The sequence below is a fragment of the Mesorhizobium sp. M1D.F.Ca.ET.043.01.1.1 genome (assembly GCF_003952385.1).
Taxonomy (GTDB): Bacteria; Pseudomonadota; Alphaproteobacteria; order Rhizobiales; family Rhizobiaceae; genus Mesorhizobium.
In genome coordinates, this window is sequence record NZ_CP034444.1 from 5,231,080 (window position 1) to 5,254,227 (window position 23,148).

The 23,148-nt window shown below is 63.6% G+C and carries 23 protein-coding genes and 1 tRNA gene; 18 read left to right on the forward strand and 6 right to left on the reverse strand.

Going from position 1 to position 23,148, the window contains the following annotated elements; genetic code table 11:
- Positions 1-178 precede the first annotated feature (178 nt).
- Positions 179-1,336, forward strand: a complete 1,158-nt coding sequence (locus tag EJ067_RS25335) for a GNAT family N-acetyltransferase (RefSeq protein WP_126087925.1) — start codon at positions 179-181, stop codon at positions 1,334-1,336.
- Positions 1,337-1,459: 123 nt separating this feature from the next.
- Here EJ067_RS25335 and EJ067_RS25340 read toward each other — a convergent pair whose 3' ends face one another.
- The 4 genes from EJ067_RS25340 to EJ067_RS25355 form a co-directional block, all read right to left on the reverse strand.
- Positions 1,460-2,686 (reverse strand): NAD(P)/FAD-dependent oxidoreductase, encoded by a 1,227-nt coding sequence (locus EJ067_RS25340; RefSeq protein WP_126087926.1) that lies wholly within the window; start codon positions 2,684-2,686, stop codon positions 1,460-1,462.
- On the reverse strand, positions 2,683-3,363 hold the full coding sequence (locus EJ067_RS25345) for a WecB/TagA/CpsF family glycosyltransferase (RefSeq protein ID WP_245468342.1): 681 nt from the start codon (positions 3,361-3,363) through the stop codon (positions 2,683-2,685). Before EJ067_RS25345 ends, EJ067_RS25340 begins: the two co-directional genes overlap by 4 nt.
- A gap of 618 nt (positions 3,364-3,981) precedes the next feature.
- Positions 3,982-4,767 (reverse strand): SDR family oxidoreductase, encoded by a 786-nt coding sequence (locus EJ067_RS25350; protein WP_126087927.1) that lies wholly within the window; start codon positions 4,765-4,767, stop codon positions 3,982-3,984.
- Between the two features lie 17 nt (positions 4,768-4,784).
- Positions 4,785-5,519 carry an FCD domain-containing protein gene (locus EJ067_RS25355; protein ID WP_126087928.1) on the reverse strand — a complete coding sequence of 245 codons (735 nt, stop codon included), beginning with the start codon at positions 5,517-5,519 and terminating at the stop codon, positions 4,785-4,787.
- Between the two features lie 188 nt (positions 5,520-5,707).
- Here EJ067_RS25355 and uxuA point away from each other — a divergent pair, with 188 nt between their 5' ends.
- From uxuA to EJ067_RS25420, 16 genes are all read left to right on the forward strand, one after another.
- Positions 5,708-6,892, forward strand: coding sequence for a mannonate dehydratase (gene uxuA, locus EJ067_RS25360; protein ID WP_126087929.1), 1,185 nt, complete (start codon positions 5,708-5,710; stop codon positions 6,890-6,892).
- A gap of 173 nt (positions 6,893-7,065) precedes the next feature.
- Positions 7,066-7,518, forward strand: coding sequence for a MaoC family dehydratase (locus EJ067_RS25365; protein WP_126087930.1), 453 nt, complete (start codon positions 7,066-7,068; stop codon positions 7,516-7,518).
- The gene (locus EJ067_RS25370) at positions 7,515-8,759 is read left to right on the forward strand and encodes an MFS transporter (RefSeq protein ID WP_126087931.1); all 1,245 of its coding nucleotides are present in this window, start codon (positions 7,515-7,517) and stop codon (positions 8,757-8,759) included. Before EJ067_RS25365 ends, EJ067_RS25370 begins: the two co-directional genes overlap by 4 nt.
- A 58-nt stretch (positions 8,760-8,817) precedes the next feature.
- On the forward strand, positions 8,818-9,672 hold the full coding sequence (locus EJ067_RS25375; RefSeq protein ID WP_245468037.1) for a GntR family transcriptional regulator: 855 nt from the start codon (positions 8,818-8,820) through the stop codon (positions 9,670-9,672).
- 204 nt (positions 9,673-9,876) lie between these two features.
- Positions 9,877-10,005 (forward strand): hypothetical protein, encoded by a 129-nt coding sequence (locus tag EJ067_RS35720; protein ID WP_281058939.1) that lies wholly within the window; start codon positions 9,877-9,879, stop codon positions 10,003-10,005.
- The gene (locus tag EJ067_RS34725) at positions 9,975-10,145 is read left to right on the forward strand and encodes a hypothetical protein (RefSeq protein WP_189510091.1); all 171 of its coding nucleotides are present in this window, start codon (positions 9,975-9,977) and stop codon (positions 10,143-10,145) included. The genes EJ067_RS35720 and EJ067_RS34725 overlap by 31 nt, the downstream gene beginning before the upstream one ends.
- Before the next feature lie 585 nt (positions 10,146-10,730).
- On the forward strand, positions 10,731-11,738 hold the full coding sequence (locus tag EJ067_RS25380; protein WP_126087932.1) for an ABC transporter substrate-binding protein: 1,008 nt from the start codon (positions 10,731-10,733) through the stop codon (positions 11,736-11,738).
- A 23-nt stretch (positions 11,739-11,761) separates the two neighbouring features.
- The gene (locus tag EJ067_RS25385; RefSeq protein WP_126087933.1) at positions 11,762-12,775 is read left to right on the forward strand and encodes an ABC transporter substrate-binding protein; all 1,014 of its coding nucleotides are present in this window, start codon (positions 11,762-11,764) and stop codon (positions 12,773-12,775) included.
- 29 nt (positions 12,776-12,804) lie between these two features.
- Positions 12,805-13,812, forward strand: coding sequence for an ABC transporter substrate-binding protein (locus EJ067_RS25390; RefSeq protein ID WP_126087934.1), 1,008 nt, complete (start codon positions 12,805-12,807; stop codon positions 13,810-13,812).
- A 128-nt stretch (positions 13,813-13,940) separates the two neighbouring features.
- Positions 13,941-14,963: an ABC transporter substrate-binding protein gene (locus EJ067_RS25395; RefSeq protein ID WP_126087935.1), complete on the forward strand. Its 1,023-nt coding sequence runs from the start codon at positions 13,941-13,943 to the stop codon at positions 14,961-14,963.
- 40 nt (positions 14,964-15,003) lie between these two features.
- Positions 15,004-15,117 (forward strand): twin-arginine translocation signal domain-containing protein, encoded by a 114-nt coding sequence (locus EJ067_RS34730; protein ID WP_189510093.1) that lies wholly within the window; start codon positions 15,004-15,006, stop codon positions 15,115-15,117.
- The gene (locus EJ067_RS25400) at positions 15,114-15,701 is read left to right on the forward strand and encodes an SCO family protein (protein ID WP_189510096.1); all 588 of its coding nucleotides are present in this window, start codon (positions 15,114-15,116) and stop codon (positions 15,699-15,701) included. The genes EJ067_RS34730 and EJ067_RS25400 overlap by 4 nt, the downstream gene beginning before the upstream one ends.
- A complete protein-coding gene (locus tag EJ067_RS25405) occupies positions 15,667-17,778 on the forward strand; it encodes an ATP-binding protein (RefSeq protein ID WP_126087937.1) in 2,112 nt (703 codons plus the stop codon). Before EJ067_RS25400 ends, EJ067_RS25405 begins: the two co-directional genes overlap by 35 nt.
- Positions 17,775-18,140: a response regulator gene (locus tag EJ067_RS25410; protein ID WP_126087938.1), complete on the forward strand. Its 366-nt coding sequence runs from the start codon at positions 17,775-17,777 to the stop codon at positions 18,138-18,140. The genes EJ067_RS25405 and EJ067_RS25410 overlap by 4 nt, the downstream gene beginning before the upstream one ends.
- Before the next feature lie 13 nt (positions 18,141-18,153).
- Positions 18,154-19,293, forward strand: coding sequence for a response regulator (locus EJ067_RS25415; protein ID WP_126087939.1), 1,140 nt, complete (start codon positions 18,154-18,156; stop codon positions 19,291-19,293).
- Between the two features lie 427 nt (positions 19,294-19,720).
- Positions 19,721-20,272: a UTRA domain-containing protein gene (locus EJ067_RS25420; RefSeq protein WP_245468038.1), complete on the forward strand. Its 552-nt coding sequence runs from the start codon at positions 19,721-19,723 to the stop codon at positions 20,270-20,272.
- Between the two features lie 236 nt (positions 20,273-20,508).
- Here EJ067_RS25420 and EJ067_RS25425 read toward each other — a convergent pair.
- Positions 20,509-20,585 (reverse strand) — tRNA-Met (locus EJ067_RS25425).
- Positions 20,586-20,814: 229 nt separating this feature from the next.
- Between EJ067_RS25425 and EJ067_RS25430 the strand changes: the two genes are divergently transcribed.
- Entirely contained in the window at positions 20,815-21,780 is a 966-nt protein-coding gene (locus tag EJ067_RS25430; protein WP_126087940.1) for a Gfo/Idh/MocA family oxidoreductase, read from the forward strand.
- 48 nt (positions 21,781-21,828) lie between these two features.
- Here EJ067_RS25430 and mnmA read toward each other — a convergent pair whose 3' ends face one another.
- Positions 21,829-23,019, reverse strand: coding sequence for a tRNA 2-thiouridine(34) synthase MnmA (gene mnmA / locus EJ067_RS25435; RefSeq protein ID WP_126087941.1), 1,191 nt, complete (start codon positions 23,017-23,019; stop codon positions 21,829-21,831).
- Between the last annotated feature and the right edge of the window lie 129 nt (positions 23,020-23,148).

Here is a 23,148-nt window from a genome sequence, read left to right on the forward strand (position 1 = left end):
CCGCGGGATTTCTTGCCTTGCGATACCGAACCGGTCTTTTGGCGCACGCGCCTGATCCCTGTGCAACGCAAGATTAGCACTTTGCGCATATACCAAGATTCCAACAATCCCGGCGATCGATCTTGACCTGAGACGCAAGACGTCGTCGATAAGCCGCAGTCCCGCCGGTTCGGATCACATGTTTGAAGTCACTGCCGAGGATGCGTTCGATTTCCGTTCGACGGAATACGCCGAGCTCTTCGCCAGTTCGGCGGCGACCGCTTTTCAGCATCCGATTTGGCTGGCGCAGCTCTATGAGAGGCTCGTGCGGCAAGGCGGCGCCACGCCGCTGATCGTCGTCGTGCGCGCCCGTGCAAGCGGAAAGCTCGCGATGGTCCTGCCTCTGGTGAGGCGCCGGTACACGCTGCTGAAGGTCGTGGAATTCGCGGATATGCGGGTTTCGGACTATGTCTCGCCCGTCGCCGACGAGGAGACGTTCTCCCGCATCCTTGCCGACCACAGCACGGTCGCCGCCATCCGCAGGCATCTGCGGCCATACGATCTGCTGCGCATCGGCAAGCTGGCGGACCGCTCGCTGGCGATGGAGCGCCTGCTTGGCGTCGACAAGCGCGACAGCATGGGCATGAGCGCCTATACCAGCAAGCTGGAGCCGACATTCGCCGGCTGGCGCGAGCATCGGCTGGACCAGTCCTATCGCAAGGAGCTCGACAAGAAATCCCGGCAGCTCAACCGGATGGGCGAGGCGCGCTTCGAATGCGTCGGCGGTCCGGCCGCCATCCGCACGACATTCGATGCCCTCAAGCTCTATCGCGGCAAACGCTTCGACGGCAGCAACGGCCCCGCCGATCTTTTGCAGCTGCCTTCCTATTTCGATTTCTACCTGGCCGTTGCCGATGAAGGGCGCGGCGGCTTCGCCCGCACCTACGCATTCTGGATGAACGGCCGGGCGATCGCCGGCGCGCTCGGGCTCGAGCACCGCGGCTCGCTGCTGGTCATTCTCGGCGGCTTCGACGAGGCCGGCTACAGGAAGCAGTCGATCGGCAGCCTGATGTTCGAGCAGATCGCCCGCGACTGCATCGAGCGCGGCGACCACTATCTCGATTTCACCATCGGCGACGAGCCCTACAAGCGCGTTTTCGGCGGCCGGCCTTCACCGATGTGGCAAGTCTACCGGGCGGGGAGTCCGCTCGGCTATGCGGCACATCTGACGGTGGAGAAAATGCCGGCGGCCAAGGCGCTGGCGCGGCGCATCCTGGAGGCGGCGCATGTCAGGAAGGCCAAGCCGTCTGCCGTTATGGTGCAGCCGGCCCCCGATGAGGCCGCAGAGTCGTCCTGACATCTGGAAGATCGAAGCGCGCCGGGTCCCTGACGCGATTCAAAATGCTCCCCGCGGTCCCAAAACCGGACCGGGCAGGTTGATGCAAGGACGGTTTTCGACGTGCCGGCCGATTGGCCGCGATCAGGTGACGGCTTCGACTCGCGGCCGCTTGAGACCGCGCAGCCTGGCGGCGAAGCTCGGGCTGAACTTGTCGATCTCATGCAGGATGCGGCGGCGGCTGAAGTGAGCCTGCCGGCGCGCCCGCCAGCGCAGGTCGGTGTCGATGGTCAGGCTGCGGCGGAAATTCGCCAGCTCGAGCCCCCGCTCGTCCATCGCCAGCTTCATGGGATCGTCATAGAAGGTGGCGATCTTTGCCGCCGCCATGCCGGGCGAGGCCATCCATTGCGGCACGTGCACCATGCACAGGCGCTCCACATCGGTGAGCAGCCGGCTGACCCCTGTTCCGGCAGCCGGACAGGAGGTCTGGTAGGCGTCTCCGATCAGGACGACGCCGTCGCGCTTGCAATTTTCGGCGACGGTGATGTCCGTGAGCCAGCTCGAGACACGGTCGATGACGTCGAAGTCGCCGAATGTCTTGAGAAGTCCGGGAAGCGTTTCGATGAGCGTTTCGCGGGGGCGGTCGCGCAGCGCCTTGACCCAGGGGTCGGTGTGCTCCCGGAAGACAAAGAGATTGGCGCGCGTGACCCCGCCGGCCGGGAAAAAGTTCAGGTAGTCGATCCCGTCGGAGACGCGTTCACCGTAATAGGTCAGCGCCGGATGCTTGAAGGCTCCTGCGCCCGCCGGCCGGACATTGAAGCCGAAAGTCAGCGATTGCCGCTGGTGGACGAATCGGCGCTCGATGCCAACGTCACGCCGCAGGATGTCCCCCATGCCGGTGGCGAGCACGAGCAGGCGAGCCGTCACATCCGGCTGCCCGATGATCGACACACGCTGCCGCTCCGGCCCGGCCTCCACCGCGCTCACCCTGCCGGCGACGAAGCGCACGGTGTTGGGCAGCTCCGACCGCATCGCCGCGACGAGGTCGTCGTAGAAGATGCCGTAGTGGCGGGCGCGCGTGCGATCGAGCACCCGCCCCTTGCGCACGTTGACGATCTCGTCGAATGCCGCGGCCGCCGCGGAAAGACTGTCGAGAAGGCCGATCCGGCGCAGCTTGTCGATCTGGTCGCCGGCGATCTTCTCGACGCGGAACTCGCGCGGAAAAACCGGGTGGCGGTCGATCAGCGTGACATGGTAGCCCGACCGCCCGAGCAAGGTCGCGGCCAGCGTTCCCGAGAGCCCGCCGCCGACGATGGCGATCTCCGTATCGGTTCCCGCCGGCAGCGGACGAAGCGATTGTTCGGCGGTCATTGCGAGTACCTCAAGAGGGCATAGAGGGCACGGGGATTGGTGGTGAAGTAGCGCCAGAAGAGCCGGCGCGGTTCCATCAGCATGCGCCAAAGCCACTCGAAGCCGGCCTTCTGCACCCAGAGCGGGGCGCGGCGGACCTTGCCGGCGATATGGTCGAAGAGTCCGCCGGAGGTCTTGATTACGCCGACATTCGAGAGCCGCGACGCAAAATCGCGGACAAAAATCTGCTCGCGCGGCACGCCGAGACCCAGCCACAATATGTCCGGCGCAAGCGCGTTGATCTCATCGAGCTTCGTTTCGAGCGCTTCGCCGGTGAGATAGCCGTGGCTGTGGCCGACGATGCGCAGGCGCGGATAACGGGCCCTGATGGCGGCCACGGCCTTGGCGTTTCCGGCCTCGGTCGATCCCAGCAGATAGAAGGTCGCCGCCTCGTTCTCGGCGAGCTTTGCCACGTCGTGGAACAGATCGGTGGTGGCCACGCGCTCCGGCAGCGGCCTGCGGCACAAAAGGCGCGAGGCAAGGACTAGCGGCTGGCCATCGGCGAAGATCTGGTCGGCTTCGCGGAAGAGGGCGGCTATCTCGGACTTGGCGCGCGCCTGGGCGATGACCTCGCCGTTGGCGGAGGTGAAGTAATACGGGCGGCTGCCATGGCGGTGTTGCCGCGCTGCGGCGATCATCAGCCGGGCGGCGCCTTGCCGGTCGATCACGGTGACGGGCAGCCCGCCAAGCTGCACCGTCGGCAGTGCAGGCAGGTCCTGCCGGGAAGGTGCTGCTTCCAGCTTCGCCACGGCATTCACGCTGGTATGCCCGGTCGAAGTCTGATGCTGCAACCGAGGGAAATGAGAGGTCTCATGCTTCGCGGGCGTCAAAGGTTGGCTTGGATAGAGCGGATCCGGTCCGCCGGTCGTAGCGCCGTCTTGTTCAAAATCCTTTTTTGAATTCCCTAAAACTTTTCGCATAGGAGAAGTCGCCCCACTCTCCGATATTCAAGCTACCCCCTTCATGGGCACCATACGTAAAAAAATCAAAAAGTTAAGCGATACGTTAATAGTTAGTTAATAAGTAAAATTTGAATCAAAATATAAACCAATGCAATTCTTTTTGCCCAACTTCGGCTTGTTCTTTTTTCGAACTGAAGTTCTATTTTTCTTGGCGAGTCATGAGATTCGCCTGTCGCTGATCGCAGCTACATTGCCATGTCCATGGACGGCTGATCCCCTCTCGGGTGATCGCTGGCGGTCGACAGTTGTCAGGATGCAGACGCGGGCGGCGGCGCAACGCCGAACTTCATGAGCCTACTTCACGCCTATTCCGGCGGTCAGGCCGCCGTCTATCTTGTAATCCGCGCCAGTGCAGAAGCTCGCGTTGGCGGAGCACAAAAAGGCGATGAGCTCCGCCACTTCCTCCGGCTCGCCGATGCGGCCAAGCGGATGCGCCGCGCCGAAGCGCCTGTAGGCTTCCTCGACATCGGCGTCGCTGCCGTTTTCGCCGCGCGCGGCCTTCTCCAGGATGGGCGTGCGGATCGAGCCCGGGCTGACCGAATTGACGCGAATGCCGACCGCCGCGTAGTCGAGCGCCAGCGAACGCGTCAGCGTGTGGATGGCCCCCTTGGTCGTGGCATAGGCGGCGACGTTCTGCTGACAGGCGAAGCCTTGCACCGAGGCGACATTGACGATGGCGCCGCCACCGCGGCGGATCATTTCGGGGATGCCGAAATGCGCCGTCAGATAGATGGAGCCGACATTGACCGTCATCGCCCGGTTCCAGGTTTCCCAGTCGGTCGTCGTCGCGGTCCCGTACGGATGGACGGCCGCCGAATTGACGATCACGTCGAGGCCGCCGAAGCGCTCGACGCCGGCCGCGACGGCGTCGCGGACCTGGTTGGAAACGGAGACGTCGGTGTCGATGACCAGCGCGCCGGCTTCGGAGTTTTCGAATTCGGCTCTCATCGCCGCGTTGGCCGAGCGGTCGATGCCGCAGGCGATGATCGCCGCGCCTCCCGCCGCGAGACGCCTGGCCGTTGCAAGACCGATTCCGGTCGTCCCGGTCACCAGGGCCACCTTGCCGTCGAAATCCTTCATTGCGGGAGCTCCTTCAGTCACGTGTCCGAAGCCGGCTCTTCCGGCAGGAATCGCAGGGCGAAATCGAGGTGACGGCTCACCAGGTAGGCGTAGGCCAGCCTGTCGCGTGCGCGAAGCGCGGCAATGATCTCGCCATGCGCGGCGCGCGTGTCGGCCAGCACCGGGCGCATTTCCTTGCCGATGGCCATGATCCGCAGGATCACTGGCGAAAGGAAGGAATACATGTCCGTCAGCATGCGATTGTCCGCCAGCCCGATCAGCGCCATGTGAAAATTGAAATCGTTCTTGGCGGCCTCCTCGATCGAGCGGCTCTCGACGATCCGGGCATTGATTTCGTCGAGCGCCTCGATCTCGGCGTTCGTGGCATTGAGAACGATGTGGTCGCCGATGCCGACTTCGATGATGCGCCTGAAGCCCTGGATGTCGGCGAAGGACGAGCGCGAGACATCCATGTGCGCGGCGAAGAAGTTCTGGATGGCGATGCTCTGCCCGTCGGCGAGCACGGCGCCGACGCGGGGCCTGGGCTCGATCAGCCCGTAGGTGCGGATGGTGCGCAATGCCTCGCGCACCGTGTTGCGGCTGGCGCCGGTGATCTCGCTGAGCTCGCGCTCCGTCGGCAGCACGTCGCCGACATTCAGCTGCCGCGCGCGGATGAGGTCGAGGATCCGCCCGGCCGCGGCGTCGACCGCCGAGCTGCCGCCGGCGCGGCTGTCGGCGCCATTGTCGCGCACGGCATGGACGTTCTTCGGCATCGATCCTCCTAATTTGTTGGACCACAATATCGCAAGGTTTGGAGAAAACAACTGACTTAGGACAATTCAGGGCCGAAACTGTGCGCCATGCTCGTTAGGCAAAACCAGCTCCGCGGAGCGCGGAAATTTAATTGACTCATATTGTGGTCCAACAATACGTTGCGGCTTTCTCGAAAAGGAAAGCGGCGATGGAACAGTGCTGGCGTTGGTACGGTCCGGACGATCCGGTGACACTCGATCATGTCAAGCAGGCGGGGGCGACCGGCATCGTCTCGGCCCTGCACGACATCTATGACGGACGCGCCTGGCCGCTGGAAAACATCCTGGAACGCAAGCGCATCATCGAGGCGGCGGGGCTGATCTGGTCGGTCGTCGAGAGCATTCCCGTCCACAATTCGATCAAGATCGGCGCGCCGGAACGGCTCCGTTATGTCGGCTTCTACAAGGACACGATCCGCACGCTGGCCAAGGCCGGCATCGCGACGATCTGTTACAATTTCATGCCCGTGGTCGACTGGACCCGCACCGATCTGGCCTACCGCCTTCCGACGACGGGCTATGCGTTGCGCTTCGACGCGATCGATTTCGCGGCTTACGACCTGTTCGTGCTGAAGCGCGGGAATGCCGAGGCCAGCTACAGCGCCGCGCGCATCGCGGAGGCGGAAGCGCGATTGAAGGAGCTCGGCGACGACAAGATCGACAGGATCGAGCGCAACCTCATCGCCGGCCTGCCCGCCACCGAACGCAGCTACAACCGTGACAGTTTCCGCGAGGCGCTGGCCGAATACGATGCAATCGGGCCAAAGGAATTGCGCGACAACCTCGCCTGGTTCCTGCGCGAGATCATTCCGGTGGCCGAGCAGGAAGGGGTGCGCATGTGCATCCATCCCGACGACCCGCCCTTCTCGCTCTACGGGCTGCCGCGCATCGTTTCGACGGCGGAGGACGCGCGCTTCATCCTTGGCGCCGTCGACAGCCCGGCCAACGGGCTGACCTTCTGCACCGGCTCCTACGGCACGCGCGCCGACAACGACATCGTCGCCATGGTCAAGGAATTCGCCGGCCGCATCCATTTCGTCCACCTGCGCAACGTCGCCATCGAGAATGACGGCTCCTTCCATGAAGCGGAGCATCTCGAGGGCGGCACCGACATGGCGCATGTCATCCTTGCCCTGATGCGGGAGGAGACACGGCGCCGCGCGGAAGGCCGCGCCGACTGGCGCATTCCGATGCGACCCGATCACGGACATCTGCTCGCCGACGACATCGGCAAGACCAGGATCAATCCCGGCTACTCGCTGATCGGCCGGCTGAAGGGCCTCGCCGAGCTGCGCGGCATCATGCGGGCCGTGGAGCGGTTCGATCTGGCTTGAGGCTACGGCAGGGAGGAGCGGCCATTCCCGCTTTTTGCTTTCGCAGACCTTCGGTTCGGAATCATGCTCTAACCGCAGGTAGGTGATGCGCTGCGGCTTGAGCCGACGGCCATCGGTGGCCGTATCCTGCCGGCCTTCAAACCAGTCGAAACCGAAACAGAGGAGAGGCCGGAATGAGCACCGAAACGAAGGACGGTTGGGTCGGCGTGGTGAAGGGCCGTCCGCAGGTCGGCGCCTTTGCCGAGCGCACGCGCCGCACGAGGATGAGCGACATCGAAGCCTTCACCGAGATCACCGGCGACCGCAATCCGCTGCACTATGACCGGGCGCTGGCCGAGAAATCGGTGTTCGGCAAGCTGATCGTCCAGGGCGGCGTCACTTCTGGTATTCTCAACGCGCTGGTCGCGGAGGATCTGCCGGGACCGGGAACCGTGTTTCTCGAAGTCGCCTGGAAGTTCCTCAAGGCGGTCGGCGTTGACGAGGAGATCACCGGACGCGTGGAGGTCAAGGAAGTGCGCCCCGACAAGCCGATCTGCAAGATCGAGACGAGCGTGCGCAACGGCCAGGGCGAGCTTTGTCTCACCGGCACCGCGACGGTCTTCACCGTGCCGCTGCAAGGCGCATGACAGCGGTGAGCGGCAACCCGCTTGGCATGGCCGCCGACGGCGGTCGCTGGCGCGTGCTGTCGCTGCTTTGCCTGGCGGTCGTGCTGTCGCTGACCACCTGGTTTTCGGCGACCGCCATCCTGCCTGAACTCACGCAGGAGCTGGCGCTCGGCGCCGGCGAGGAAGCCTGGCTGACCAACGGCGTTCAGGTCGGCTTCGTGATCGGCGCGCTGGCGGCGAGCCTGGTCAATCTTCCCGACCTGGTGCGGCTCAGCCGCCTCATGGCGGCCGCGGCGCTCGCCGCCGCGCTCGCCAACGCAAGCCTGCTGCTTCATCCCGGACCGGGTGGCGTGATTGCCGCACGTATCATCACCGGCATGGCGCTGGCCGGTGTCTATCCGCCGGCGCTGAAGCTCGTCGCCACCTGGTTCACGCGCGACAGGGGGCTGGCGCTCGGCGCGGTTATCGGAGCGCTGACCATCGGCTCGGCGCTGCCACATCTCTTCCGCGCCGTTTCGACGTCGTTCGACTGGCGGCCGGTGGTTGCCGCCGCCAGCCTGGCGACGGCCATCGGTGCGCTGCTGTTTCTTTTGTTCGCAAGGGAAGGGCCCTATCCCTTCGGCAAGGCGGTGTTCGAACCGTCGCGCATCGGTCAGGTGTTTCGCGAGCGGCCGCTGCTTCTCGCCAATCTCGGCTATCTCGGCCACATGTGGGAGCTTTACGCCATGTGGGCCTGGCTGCTTGCCTATACGCGCGCGGCCTTCGAGGCGCAGGCGATCGGATCGGTCGCAGCCGCCTCGCTTTCGACCTTCTTCGTCGTGGCGTCCGGCATCCTTGGCTGCCTGTTGGGCGGCTATCTGTCGGACCGCATAGGCCGCACCGCGACCACCGCCGGCATGATGATCGTCTCGGGAAGCTGCGCGCTGCTGATGGGCTTCCTGTTTGCCGGTCCGCTCTGGCTCTTCATGCTGGTCGCCGTCGTCTGGGGCATTTCGGTGATCGGCGATTCGGCGCAATTCTCCGCCGCCGTCACGGAACTCGGCGACCGCCGCTTCGTCGGCACCGCGCTGTCGGTGCAGCTTGGGCTGGGTTTCGCGCTGACCGTGCTCGCGATCTGGCTGACGCCGCGCTTTGCCGACTTCATCGGCGGCTGGCGCTGGGCCTTTCTGCTGCTGGTTCCAGGTCCGCTTATGGGGGCCGCCGCCATGCTATGGTTGCGAAACTTGCCGGAGAGCGTGAAAATGGCGGGCGGACTCCGTTAGGGAGGCGCTGCCGCTTTTTTCAGTCGCGGCAAATGATTTTGCGGCGGTTGAAGACCGAATGGAACAGATGACCAGAATGCGCGGGCGTCCTCGTTACGACCAGGAAGATGCCGCCGCTGCCGAGGCGTTCCGCTCGATCGGCTCCAAGGTCCAGCTCAACCGCGACGAGGCCGCACCGCTTTGGGTCCAGTTGCGCAACCAGGTGGAGGAGGCGATCAACACCGGGCTGCTGGCGGCCAATTCGCGCATTCCGTCGGAGCAGGCGCTTTGCGATTTCTTCGGCGTTTCGCGCCCCGTCGTGCGCGCCGCGATCGGCTCGCTGTCCAACGAAGGCCGCATCATCAAGATGCCGCGCAAGGGCATGTTCGTCGCCGCGCCCCGCGAGCATGTCGACTTCATGACCGCCAATCTCGGCGTGTTCGACGACTTGACCGCCAAGGGCCACAAGGTCTCGACGCGCACAATCGAGGTCTACCGCTGCCCGCCAAGCGCAAAGGAATCCAGCGTCTTCGGCATTCCCGCCAACGGCAGCGTGGTCAGGATCAGCCGCGTCTACATGACCGACGGCACGCCGATCACCATGACGCGCATCAGCCTGCCGGGGCATCGGGTGCCGGGTCTCGAAAACATCCTGTCGGAAAACCAGTCGATCTTCGGCACCATCCGCGCGGTCTTCGGCCTGACGGTGAAGCGCGCCGACCGCTGGCTGCGCGCGGCGCTGCCGACCAAGGAGGAGGCCGAGCAGATGGGCGTCGCCGCCAACACCCCGCTGATCGAGATCGAGTCGATCGCCTACGACGCGGACGGCGCCGCTCTAGAATATTACGAGGCCTTCTACAACTCCTCCGTCGCCCGCATTCATATGGCGGTCGAGCAGCCGTCGGCGACGGTGAACGGCGTCGATCGCACCTGATCCCAAGCGTCCGCCAAAAAATCTGTTTTCTGGTTATAACCAGATTGACGAGCCCAGGAAGCTTCTGTAACCTCCTCGTGCATGGGGTCAGGAGGAGCCTGACCCGGAGGCATTTATCAGGACCAGTCGGGACTGCGACGCCGCTGCGGCGGCGAGGTCGGAGTTTTGCCCGCGCTCCAGCTCGGTTCCTGATGGAGGACGTGCATGGATTACGGGTCGCAATTCGATCTGGCAGGCGAGGTTGCCGTCGTCACCGGCGGCGCCAACGGGATCGGCTTCGAGGCCGCCAGAGCGCTCGGCAATTGCGGCGCGCGCGTCTCCTGCTCGACATGAACGCGGATGGGCTGAAGGCAGCCGCCCAGGCGCTGAAGGCGGCCGGCGTCGCAAGCGTCGACGGCCGTGTCCTCGACGTGACCGATCCGAGCGCGCTGAACCGCCACAAGGCGAGGCCGATCGGATCGTGCCCAGCCTGACATTGACCGGCACGCGGCGAAGATCGCTCTTGGTGCGATCCAACTTACTGATTTTGTTGAGTGGTAGCGGAGGAGCGCTACCGTCAATGCAGCGCTTCGATCGAAATCACTTGTTAGAGCGCCGGCAGTCTGCGGCAAAAGGAAGCCACTTGGCTGCTCATTCGGCGTTTAGGGCGGCGCGACCCGTAACGGCCTACTGTAGTGAAAGAGGCTCCGCCGGCGGTTTCGATAACTGAAGTCGCGAGTTGACCCGATACTGACCTTTGGTCCCCTCACTCGGAACGTCAGCATGTACCTCGAATCGACCCTCCGCAGCCGCGCGGACGATCTCCCGACAGCGGCGCGCGGGATGTTTGGCGCGGCTAAGTTTCGCGCTCGCAACGAACGCAGATTGGGCGTATGGTCGCATATCGTCGGTTGCTAATGCACTAGCCCGCGACTGAGAGCGCAAGACTCCCGCATTGGACTGGGCGCGCTCCACTGAAGACAGCTCGCGCGCTCACGAGACGAACTGCCTCTGTCGGAACCTCTTTTGCCCGGTTCCGAATGGAATTGCCCTGCAGTTCACGAGAGGGGAGCGATGCCATGCACATCGTCCAGAACCGCCGCCATTTCCTGGCCGGCGCTGCGGCAGCCGGCGCAGCGGGCCTAATCGGCGCAACGGGGGCCTGGGCCGAGCCACTGCCGGAAACGACCTCCGTCCGCCTGCCGCGGTGGATCAATGGCGCCTACTGCTGGGCCGGCCTGTACCTTGCAGGAGAACTGCTGCGAGCGGACGGCTTCACCGACGTTCGCTACATACAGGGCGACCCCAAGCTCGATCAGTCGGTGTGGATCGCGATCGGCGAGACAGATTTCAGCATCAACTATGTGCCGGTTCACGTCAGGTCGATCGATGCCGGCGTGCCCATCAGGGTGCTCGGCGGCCTGCATGTCGGGTGCCTCGAGTTGCTTGCCAATGACAGGGTCAAGACGATCACGGATCTCAAAGGCAAGCGGGTTGGCGTACATGACCTGGATGCGCCGTCATACGTGTTGGTCGCCCTGATGGCGGCCTATGTGGGGCTCGATCCCGCCAATGACATCGACTGGGTGATCGAGCCCGACAAGCCGACGAAGGCATTCGCCGACGGAAAGTTCGATGCATACCTCTTTACGTCGCCGCAAGTGGCTGAGCTGCGCATCAGGAATATCGGTCACACAATTCTCAATTCGACCCTCGACCGCCCCTGGTCCCAGCATTTTTGCTGCATGATCTCGGCTAGCGCCGAATACGTGGACAAACATCCGGTGGCGACCAAGCGCGTTCTGAGGGCCATCGTGAAGGGAGCCGACCTTTGCGCGTCCGATCCGTCATGGACCGCAGGGCGGCTGGTGGAGCGAGGCTTCGTGCCGAGCTACGAGATTGCGCTGCAAACGCTGAAGGACACCCGCTACGACGTCTGGCGGGACTATGATCCCGAGGCGTCGATCCGCTTCTACGCGCTCCGAATGGCAGAGACGGGCATGATCAAATCCAGCCCCCAGGCCATCATCAACAAGGGCACGGATTGGCGGTTCCTCGATGAACTAAAGCGTGAGTTGAAGACGTAAACCACATCCACGGGGAGACGCTCATGCATATCATCCAGAACCGCCGCCATTTCCTCGCCGGCACCGCGGCGGTGGGCGCCGCGAGCTTCCTGGGTACCGCACCTGAGGCCAGGGCCGAGGCACCCCTGGAAACAACTTCGGTCCGGCTGCCCCGCTGGGTCGGCGCTTCCTATTGCTGGGCGGGCGCATACATCGCCGGGGAACTGATGCGCGCAGATGGCTTCACCGACGTTCGCTACATAGAGGGCGACAGGAGCCTGGACCAATCGGAGTGGATCGCACGCGGTGAGACGGACTTCTCGGTGAACTTTCCACCGAAGCAGATCGCCTCGATCGACGCCGGAGTCCCGATAAAAGTGCTGACCGGATTGCATTCGGGATGCCTCGAATTGATCGCCAATGAAAGCATCCGCAGCGTTTCGGATTTGCGGGGCAAGAGGGTGGGCGTGGACGGCTTCAACAACTCGCGACACGTGTGGCTCACTCTCATGGCCAACTATGTCGGGCTCGATCCCGCAAATGACATCCATTGGGTTATGACCGGGGACTTCAAGCCGACGGAACTCTTCGTCCAGGGGAAGATCGACGCATTCCTCGGGACGCCGCCCCAGCCGCAGGAGCTGCGTGCCAGGGGGATCGGCCACACGATCCTCAACAATGCGGTCGACCGGCCGTGGTCGCAGTATTTCTGCTGCATGATCTCGGCGACGACCGACTATGTGAACAGCTACCCGGTGGCGACCAAGCGGGTCCTGCGAGCCATCCTCAAGGCCGCGGACCTGTGCACCTCGGATCCGCAGGTGGTGGCGATGCAGATGGTCGATCGCGATTTCGTTCCGTCGTACGACTACGCGCTCCAGACGCTGCAGGATATCCGGTACGACCGCTGGCGCGATTTCGATCCTGAAGACTCGTTGCGGTTCTACGCCCTGCGCATGCAGGAGACGGGCATGATCAAATCTGGCCCGCAGGAGATCATCGCCAACGGAACCGACTGGAACTTCCTTAACGAGCTGAAGCACGAGTTGAAAACCTGATCCCATTTCTCTCGAAGGGAGGCGTCGACATGCAAACCATCCAGAGTCGCCGGCGCTTTCTGGCTGGCCTTTCGGCAGCCGGTGCCTTGAGTCTCGCTCGGCCTCAGCAATCGCTCGCCTCAGAGCCGCCGCCGGAAACGACTAGTGTCCGTCTTGCAAAGATCAGGGGCATCTGCATCGCGCCTCAATATGTTGCCGAGCAGCTGTTGCATGCGGAAGGCTTCACCGAGGTTCACTATGTGATGACTGAGGCAGCCACGGGGCAATCTGACGCGGTCGCGAGTGGTCAGGTGGACTTTACTTTGAACTTCGCGGCGCCGCTTGTCGTGACGTTGGATGCAGGGGGTCCGATCAAGGTCTTGGCCGGCGTGCACCCTGGCTGCTTTGAGCTGTTCGGGAACGAGAATATCCGCGGGATTAAAGACCTGAAGGGCAGGAGTGTCGGCGTCCAGGCCTTAGGCTCGAGTCCGCATGTATTTTTGACGGGCATGGCGGCCTATGTCGGGCTGGATCCAATGAAGGACATAAACTGGGTTACCAGCCCGACCATCAAACCAATGACGCTCTTCGCGCGCGGGGAAATCGACGCGTTCCTCGGCTTTCCGCCGGAGCCTCAAGAATTGCGTGCACGAAACGTCGGTCACGTCGTGATCAACAGCTCCGTCGATCGTCCCTGGTCCCAATATTTTTGCTGCATGCTGGCCGGCAACGCCGACTTCGTTCACAGCAACCCGGTCGCGACCAAGCGCGTGCTCCGCGCCATTTTGAAAGCGGCGGACCTTTGTGTTGCTGAGCCGGAGAGCGTCGCGCGACAGATCGTCGATGACGGATTCACGGCCAACTACGACTATGCTCTCCAGACGATGACGGACGTGCCTTACAACAAGTGGCGTGAATATGATCCGGAAGACACGATCAGATTCTACGCGCTGCGGCTTCAGGAGGCCGGCATGATCGGGTCGGGTCCCCAGAAGATCATCGCCGACGGTACCGACTGGCGGTTCTTCGAAGAGCTGAAGCGAGAGCTGAAGATATGAGCAACTGGCACGTATGTGGCCCAAGGCCGCCATGCCGGCATGGCCGACGCTCGGGCCCGCGCACGACATAGCATCCAGGGTCAGCGCTCTCGGCGTCAAACTGGCCAGCAGTTGGAAGGGAGGTTCCGATGCGTATCCTATGCCCCGGACGGTTCAACCGACGCAGCTTCCTGCATGGGATGACGATGGCGGGGACAGCCGGGCTCCTGGGCTGGCCCCACCCCAGCCGGGCCGCTGCCGAGCCGCCGCCTGAGACGACGCGGATCCGGCTCGTCCGGATTCCCAGCATCTGTCAGGCCCCCCAGTACGTAGCCGAGGAACTGCTGCGCAGCGAAGGGTTCACCGACGTGCAGTATATCCAACGAGAGGGGACCGCGGACATTGCACCGGCCCTCGCCTCCGGTGAAGCCGACCTCAACAATCATTTCGCCGCCCCGCTCCTTCTCCGCCTGGAGGCGGGGGATCCCATCGTCATCCTGGGAGGACTCCACGTCGGCTGCTTTGAGCTGTTCGGGAACGATCGCGTCCAGTCGATCCGCGACCTCAAGGGCAAGACCGTGGCCGTGCCGTCGCGAGATTCCAGCCGATACGTCTTTCTCGCCGCTATGACGGCGTACGTGGGCCTCGACCTCCATAAGGACATAAATTTCGTCACGCATCCGGGACCCGAGTCTGTCCGGCTCCTGAGTGAGGGGAAGATCGATGCCTACCTGGGCTTTCCCCCCGAACCGCAAGAGATGCGGGAACGGCGGATCGGGCATGTGGTGATCAGCAGCACCATCGACCGGCCCTGGTCGCAATACTTCTGCTGCATGCTGGCTGGAAACCGGGAGTTCGTCCGCACAAATCCGGTGGCCACCAAACGCGCGCTGCGTGCCATCCTGAAAGCGGCGGATTTCTGCGCCAGCAAGCCCGAACTGTCCGCGCAGCTCTTGGTGGAACAGGGCTACACCAAGCGCTATGATCATGCCCTCCAGGCGATAAAGGCGATCCCCTACGCTTGGCGCGAGTATAGCGCCGAGGACACGCTGCGCTTCTACGCCTTGCGCCTCCACGAGGTCGGGATGCTCAAGAGCACCCCCCAACAGCTCCTGGCCCAGGGCACCGACTGGCGTTTCCTCGATGAGCTGAAGCTGGAACTGAGGACGTGAGGCGACCCGCCTATGCACTTTCCGAGAAGGAGGATTCTCAATGAAGATCATCCAGGATCGCCGCCATTTCCTGGCCGGCGCTGCGGCCGCCGGCGCGGTGGGGTTCACGAACTGGCAGTTTCTCAACGAGATCAAACGCGAGCTGAAGACGTGAGCAGGTGGCTGGCTCGGCTGTCGCTGCTGGCGGCGTTGATCGCGGGCGCCGCATACGCGCATGACGCTCCGCACGACGAGCGCCTGCCGATGATCGGACCGGCGTCGGACTTCACGCTGGAATCGCAGGATGGGGCGCGCGTGTCGCTGCATGACTTTCGCGGCAAGGTCGTCGCGGTCGCGTTCATCTATACCCACTGCACCGATGTCTGCCCGATGCTGACCGCCAACATGGCGCTCGTGCAGGACAAGCTCGGCTCCGAATTCGGGTCGAAGGTCGACTTCATCTCCATCACTGTCGACCCTGAGCGCGACACACCCGAAGTGCTGAAGGAATATGCCGAGACTTTCGGTGCCGATCTGAAGGGCTGGTCGTTCCTGACCGGCGATCCAGCGACCGTCCGTGAAGTTGGACTGAAATATGGCGTCATCGCGCGAAAGACGGCAGACGGCGACATCGATCATACCCTGCTGACGTCGCTCGTAGACCCGAACGGCACATTGCGCGTACAATATCTGGGCGCTCGGTTCGACCTTGAGGAGTTCCGGAGTGATCTACTCAGCCTCCTGGACGAGGCCAGGTAATGTCACGGGCCGGCTGGTCGGCTGGGTGGCGCGGTTCCCTGCGCGCGTCCAAACCAAGCTGCTGATCGCTTTCCTGTCGATCGTCGGGCTGCTGGTCGTGCTTGGGGCCGTCGGGCTGCAGGTGCTGAGCGGAGTGAATGATCAGACCGACGAGCTGATCAAACTGGAGCGCAAGATCGCAGCCTATCGTCAGGTCCAGCACGACACCACGAACCAGCTCTACAGCATCTCGACCGCACTTCTACTTGAGGACAACCAGACGCTGGATTCGGCGCTGCGCCAGCTCAACCAGTTCAGCTACGACTTCGACCGCATGGAGTTCGTCGCTGAAAGCGAGGCGGACGTGCTTGGCAAGGTCCGGCAAGAGTACGGCCAGCTTACCACCGAAGTGAAGCATGTCGCCGAGCTCGTTCGTGCCGGCCGCACCGATGACGCCCGCAAGGTCCAGCTGGACGCAATCATGCCGTCGGCCGACCGCCTCGAGCGGCTGACCAACCAGCTGGTCAATATGGCCGAGTCCGACATGGTGGCAGCCATCGACGCCAGCGAAGGGGCGTACGGGACTTCGCGGGTGATGGTGGTCTCGTTCTCCGTGGCGAGCATCCTTCTGGCACTGGGGCTTGGCTACATCATCTCGTGGTCGCTGATCGAGCCGGTCAAGAAGATCGAAGCACGGCTCAGCGAGATCGCCGACGGTGACTTTAGCCGGCAGGTGACCGTCGCCAACCGCGACGAACTCGGAGTGCTCGCCACCAACGTCAACCAGGCGTCCCATCGGCTGGGGCGGCTATATCAGGAAGTGCAGGCGCGCACGGCGGAGCTCGCACGCTCGGTCAGCGAACTGGAGGCACTCGGCGAAGTCAGCAAGGCGGTCAATTCGACGCTCGATCTCGACACGGTGTTGAAGACGATCGTCGCCAAGGCGGTTCAGCTGTCGGAAACGGATGCAGGCACCATCTATGTGTTCAGCAGCACGAGGCAGCAGTTCCGCCCGCGCGCGAACAACGGCATGAGCGACGAGCTGATCGCCGCGATCTCGCACCAGACGATCGGTCTGGCTGACATGGGAATCGGCGATGCTCCGGGGCGCTGCATGCCGGTGCAGTTTCCCGATCTCGGCGAGGCGACGTCCTCCTTCCTGGTCAGGAAGACGATCGTCGACGCGGGATATCGCGGTATCCTGATCGTCCCGCTGCTCAGGCCTAGCAAGATCGTCGGCGCCCTTGTCGTCAGGCGTCGGATGCCTGGCGCTTTCGACGAGCAGGTCGTCCACCTCATGGAGACGTTTGCGGCCCAGTCGGTTCTTGCCATCCAGAACGCCAAACTATTCAGCGAAATCGAGGAAAAAAGTCGCGAGCTTGAGGCCGCCAGCCGCCACAAGTCGCAGTTCCTCGCGAACATGAGCCATGAGCTCAGGACGCCGCTCAACTCGGTCCTGGGCTTCACCGAGCTTCTGGTCGACGGCATCTACGGCGAGCTGCCGGAGAAGGCGAAGGCAACGGTGGCGCGCGTCCAGGCGAACGGCCGACATCTGCTCGGGCTCATCAACGACGTCCTCGATCTCTCCAAGATCGAAGCTGGCCAGCTGACGCTGGCGATGGAGGATTACTCGGTAGCTCAGATCGTCCGAACGACCGTTGCAGCTGTCGAGCCGCTTGCGCAAGCGAAAGGCCTCGTGCTCTCAACGAAGGTTGCCGACAACCTTCCGATCGGCCGCGGCGACGAGCGCCGTTTGACCCAGGTGCTGCTCAACCTCGCCGGCAATGCGGTCAAGTTCACGGAGGCCGGCTCCGTCGACATTCTTGCCGCTGCGGTCGACGGCCGTTTCGAGATCGCGGTGCGGGACACTGGCCCGGGGATCGCGCCCAAGGATCAACTGCTCATCTTCGAGGAATTCCAGCAGGTCGACAGCAGCAGCACGAGGCAGAAGGGCGGCACGGGACTTGGCCTGGCGATCTCCAAGCGCATCGTGGAAATGCACGGCGGATCCATCGACGTCGAGTCCGTGCTCGGTTCGGGCTCGACGTTTCGCATGAAGATACCCATCCGTGTGGAAGAGGATGTGATGGCCGCATGAGCAAACGCATCTTGATGGTGGAGGACACCGAGGACAATCGCCAGATCATCCGCGATCTCATCGCAACCACGGACTATGGTCTGATCGAGGCGGCGGACGGCGCGGCCGGCCTCGCCGCAGCGGCCGAGCACAGGCCCGACCTGATCCTCATGGACATCCAGCTTCCCGTCATGGACGGCTACGAAGCCGCGCGCCGCATCAAGGCAGACCAGGCGCTGCGGCATATCCCTATCATCGCCGTGACCTCCTACGCGTTGTCAGGCGATGAGGCGAAGGCGCTTGCCGCGGGGTGCGACGGCTACATCGCCAAGCCGTTTAGCCCGCGCCAGCTGCTCGCAAAGATCCACGAGTTCCTTGCTTGAAGGAGACAAGGTCTTGGACGATCCGCCTTGCATTCTCGCGGTCGACGACACGCCGGAAAATCTCGAAATCCTGCGCATGCGGCTCGAGGCAAACGGCTATCGAGTCGAGACCGCCGCGGACGGCGAAGAAGGCCTCTCGAAGGCCCGCGAATTGGAACCGGACCTGATCCTGCTCGACATTATGATGCCCAAGCTCGACGGCATCAGCGTGGTACGCATGCTCAAGCAGGATGATGCGCTGCGATCGATCCCGGTTATTCTCGTCACTGCAAAGGCAGACACCCGCGATGTCGTCGCGGGGTTGGACGCGGGCGGCGACGACTACCTCACCAAGCCGTTCGAGCACCGGGCGCTCTTGGCGCGCGTGCGCTCGATGTTGCGCCAGAAGGCTTTGAACGACATCGTCGCAAGCCAGGCGCGACGCCTCGAGGAGCAGGCCAGGGAACTGGCCAGGTGGAACCGCTCGCTTGAGGACAAGGTCGCAGAACAGGTAGCGCAGATCGAGCGAATGGGACGGCTCAGGCGCTTCCTGCCCGAGCAGGTCGCCGACCTCGTTGTCGACGCCGGCGGCGGGGAGGGGCTGCTGCAAAGCCATCGGCGCGAAGTGACGGTCGTCTTTTGCGATTTGCGAGGTTTCACGGCGTTCGCCGAAACCGCCGAGCCCGAGGAAGTAATGGCCGTCCTCGGCGAGTATCACCGCTGCCTTGGGGAACAGATCACCCGATTTGGCGGAACACTGGAACGGTTCGTCGGCGACGGCATCGTCGTCGTATTCAACGATCCATTGCCCACCGCCGAACACAGCGAGAGGGCCGTCGCCATGGCGACGGCGATGCGCGACGCAATCGACGAACATTCGCAGCAGTGGCGCAAGCGAGACTACTTGCTCGGCTTCGGGATCGGCATTGCCCGCGGCCACGCAACCATCGGAAGGATCGGTTTCGATCAACGCTGGGACTACGCGGTCATCGGCAGCGTCGCCAATCATGCGGCTCGCCTGTGCGAGGAGGCCAAGCCGCGCCAGATCCTGATCAGCCAGCGCGTCCTGAGCGCCGTTGAAGAGCTGGTCGAGGCTGTTCCTCTTGGCGACGTGGCCCTGAAGGGTTTTCACCGCCCGATGGCCGCTTACGAGATCGTGCGTTGGCTTGGTTAATCAAGTTAGTGTTAGACGCACTCTGGTCACCCTCGGACGATACGGTCCGTCGAACCATCCGTACAAAAGCATCTCAGCCATCGACCGATCTCGAAATCGCTGCAACGGAGGAAAGCGGTCATTCCCCCAGCAGCAGGCAGAGTTCAATGCTTGGTATAGTGATCGCCATTCGGCCCGGCTCGCGAAGCATCGAGCGAGCCATGTGCGACTGGTGCGAGAAAGCCGTGGCAAGGCTCCTCCATCATTGCTCGCCGGCAAGCCCCTCTTCTTCGATGGAACCCAGCTTGGATCATCACGTTCGATCTTGACGTCGCTCGAAGTCGTCGAAGCTGCTCCCGCGGTGAAAGGCCGATCCGATGTATGTTTTTCTGGAGGTCTTGACCGTCATCCTAGTGGCGGGCTCGATGGCCATGGCGCGCGCAAGGGCATGTTCGTCGCAGCACCCCGCGAGCATGTGGACTTCATGACGGCCAATCTCGGCGTGTTCGACGACCTGACCGCCAAGGGCCACAAGGTCTCGACGCGCACGCTCGAGATCTACCGCTGCCCGCCGAGCGCGAAGGAATCCAGCGTCTTCGGCATTCCCGCCAACGGCAGCGTGGTGAGGATCAGCCGCGTCTACATGACCGACGGCACGCCGATCACCATGACGCGCATCAGCCTGCCGGGGCACCGCGTGCCGGGCCTCGAAAACATCCTGTCGGAAAACCAGTCGATCTTCGGCACCATCCGCGCGGTCTTCGGCCTGACGGTGAAGCGCGCCGACCGCTGGCTGCGCGCGGCGCTGCCGACCAAGGAGGAGGCCGAGCAGATGGGCGTCGCCGCCAACACCCCGCTGATCGAGATCGAGTCGATCGCCTACGACGCGGACGGCGCCGCTCTCGAATATTACGAGGCCTTCTACAACTCCTCCGTCGCCCGCATTCATATGGCGGTCGAGCAGCCGTCGGCGACGGTGAACGGCGTCGATCGCACCTGATCCCAAGCGTCCGCCAAAAAATCTGTTTTCTGGTTATAACCAGATTGACGAGCCCAGGAAGCTTCTGCAACCTCCTCGTGCATGGGGGTCGGGAGGAGCCTGACCCGGAGGCATTTATCAGGACCAGTCGGGACTGCGACGCCGCTGCGGCGGCGAGGGCGGAGTTTTGCCCGCGCTCCAGCCCGGTCCTGATGGAGGACGCTCTTGGCGCGATCCAACTTACTGATTTTGTTGAGTGGTAGCGGAGGAGGGACTTGAACCCCCGACCCCAGGATTATGATTCCCGTGCTCTAACCAACTGAGCTACTCCGCCAGGAGCGGCGAAGAGGCTCGAAGAGGCACACGGAGCGTGGGCAATTCGAGGCGTTCGCCAAGGTCGCGCGGATATAAGGTTGGCAGGGCAAAGCTGTCAAGCCGGACGCATCGGCATAATCTCATCCCAGAAAAGCTTTGCCGGGCAGACGCTGAAGGGCATGCATCGGGGTTGAGTTCGACGGGGCACGTCGCTATGTCTCGGCCATGAAATTCTAGAGTTTGAACGAATGAAGCCGCGCATCGCCGTCCTCGGTTGCGGATACTGGGGCAGCAACCACATCCGCACCCTCAAGGCGCTTGGCGCGCTCCACGCCGTTTCCGACGTCAACCGCGCTCGGGCCGAAGGGTTCGCCAGCGAGCAGGATTGCCTGGCGATAGAGCCGGACAAGCTCTTCGAGCGCGCCGATGTCGACGCCATCGTCATGGCGCTGCCGCCGCAATTTCATGCCGACACGGCTGTTCGCGCCGTCGAGGGCGGCAAGGACGTGCTGGTGGAGAAGCCGATCGCGTTGACGGTCGCGGACGCCGAGCGCTCGGTGCAGGCGGCAAGGAAGAACGGCCGCGTCTTCATGGTCGGCCACGTGCTGCGCTTCCATCCCGCCTTCGAGACGCTGAAGGCGCTGATCGACAATGGCGAGCTCGGCGAGGTACGCTACATCCACTCGCACCGGCTCGGCCTCGGCAAGTTCCACACCGAGAACGACGCGCTCTGGGACCTGGCGCCGCATGATCTCTCGATGATCCTCGCCATCACCGGCACGGAGCCGATCGAAGTCAGGGGCGAGGGCGCGGCGCTGCTCGACAACCTCAGCGACTTCGCGCATCTGCACATGCGCTTTCCCAACGACGTGCGCAGCCATCTCTTCGCCTCGCGGCTCAACCCCTATCGCGAGCGCCGGCTCACCGTGGTCGGCACCAAGGCGATGGCGGTGTTCGACGACGTCGAGCCCTGGGAGCGCAAGCTTGCCGTCTACCGGCACGCGGTCTGGCAGGACAGCGGCCAGTGGGCCTTCACCGCCAACGAGCCTTCTTACGTGGCGGTCGGCGAAGGCATGCCGCTGACGCGCGAGCTCGCGCATTTCGTGCAGTGTATCGAAACGCGCGCCGAACCGCGCACCGACGGCGAGGAAGCGATCCGGGTGCTGCGCATCCTCACCGCCGGTACCGTGACGCATAGCGGCTCATCGGCCTGAGCCGATCACGAAGATGGTCTGATCTGAAGCGGCCGGTCGAAGCGGCGCTTACTCGGCAGGGATGTGCGCGGGCCGCTGGGCAAGCCTGGACAGCATCGCTTCGGCTTCGGCGCCGCGCTCGGAGCGCTCGATGAAGCCGCCGCCGAACACACGCGCCTCATTGCCGTCGTCGGAATAGAGCACGCAGGCCTGTCCGGGCGCGATGCCGGATTCGCCGTCGACCAGCTCGACCGACGTAACTCCGTCGCGGTGATGCAAGACGGCCGGGCGCGGCGGCCTGGTCGAACGGACTTTTGCGAAAAGCTCGATCCCGCCCTCAGGGACGTCAGTAAGGGGGCCGTCGCCGAGCCAGTTCACGGCGCGCAGGTAGATCCTGTGCGTCTCCAGCGCCTCGCGCGGGCCGACAATGACGCGGGCGCGGTCGGCGTCGAGATGGACGACATAGAGCGGCTCGCCGGAGGCGATGCCGATGCCGCGGCGCTGGCCGATTGTGTAGCGCAGGATGCCCTCATGGCGGCCGAGCACGCGGCCGTCGATGTGGACGATATCGCCCGGGTTGGCGGCCTCCGGCTTCAGCTTGGCGATGATGTCGGAATATTTACCCTGCGGCACGAAGCAGATGTCCTGGCTGTCCTGCTTGGCGGCGACCGTCAGCCCCATCTCCTCCGCGATCGCCCGCACCTGCGGCTTGGAGAGACCGCCGAGCGGGAAGCGCAGATAATCGATCTGCGCCTGCGTGGTGGCGAACAGGAAGTAGCTCTGGTCGCGGTCGGCATCGACCGGACGGTAGAGCGCGCGATGCGCACCATTGGCGCGCGAGCGGATGTAGTGGCCGGTGGCCAAAGCGTCGGCGCCGAGATCCTGCGCGGTGGCCAAAAGGTCGGCGAACTTGACCGTCTGGTTGCAGGACACGCAGGGGATCGGCGTCTCGCCGGCGACATAGCTCTCGGCGAAGGGATCGATGACAGCCTTGCGGAAGCGCTCTTCATAATCGAGCACGTAATGCGGGATGCCGAGCGTCTCGGAGACGCGGCGGGCGTCGTCGATGTCCTGGCCGGCGCAGCAGGAGCCTGCCCGGTGCGTCGCCGCGCCATGGTCATAGAGCTGCAGGGTGACGCCGACGACATCATAGCCTTCGCGCTTCAGAATACCGGCAACGACCGACGAATCGACGCCGCCCGACATGGCGACGACGACGCGGGTGTTTTCTGGGCGTCCGGGAAGGTCGAGGCTGTTCATGGTTCTTTCAATCTGCGTGGCGCTGGCTGCCAATCGCCGGAATATAGGTCAAGCGCCCCGGCTGCGCCAGCTTGCCTCCTTTAGGCGATTTTTTTGGCGATTTTTCCCGGCAAATTCGGTCCCGGGACC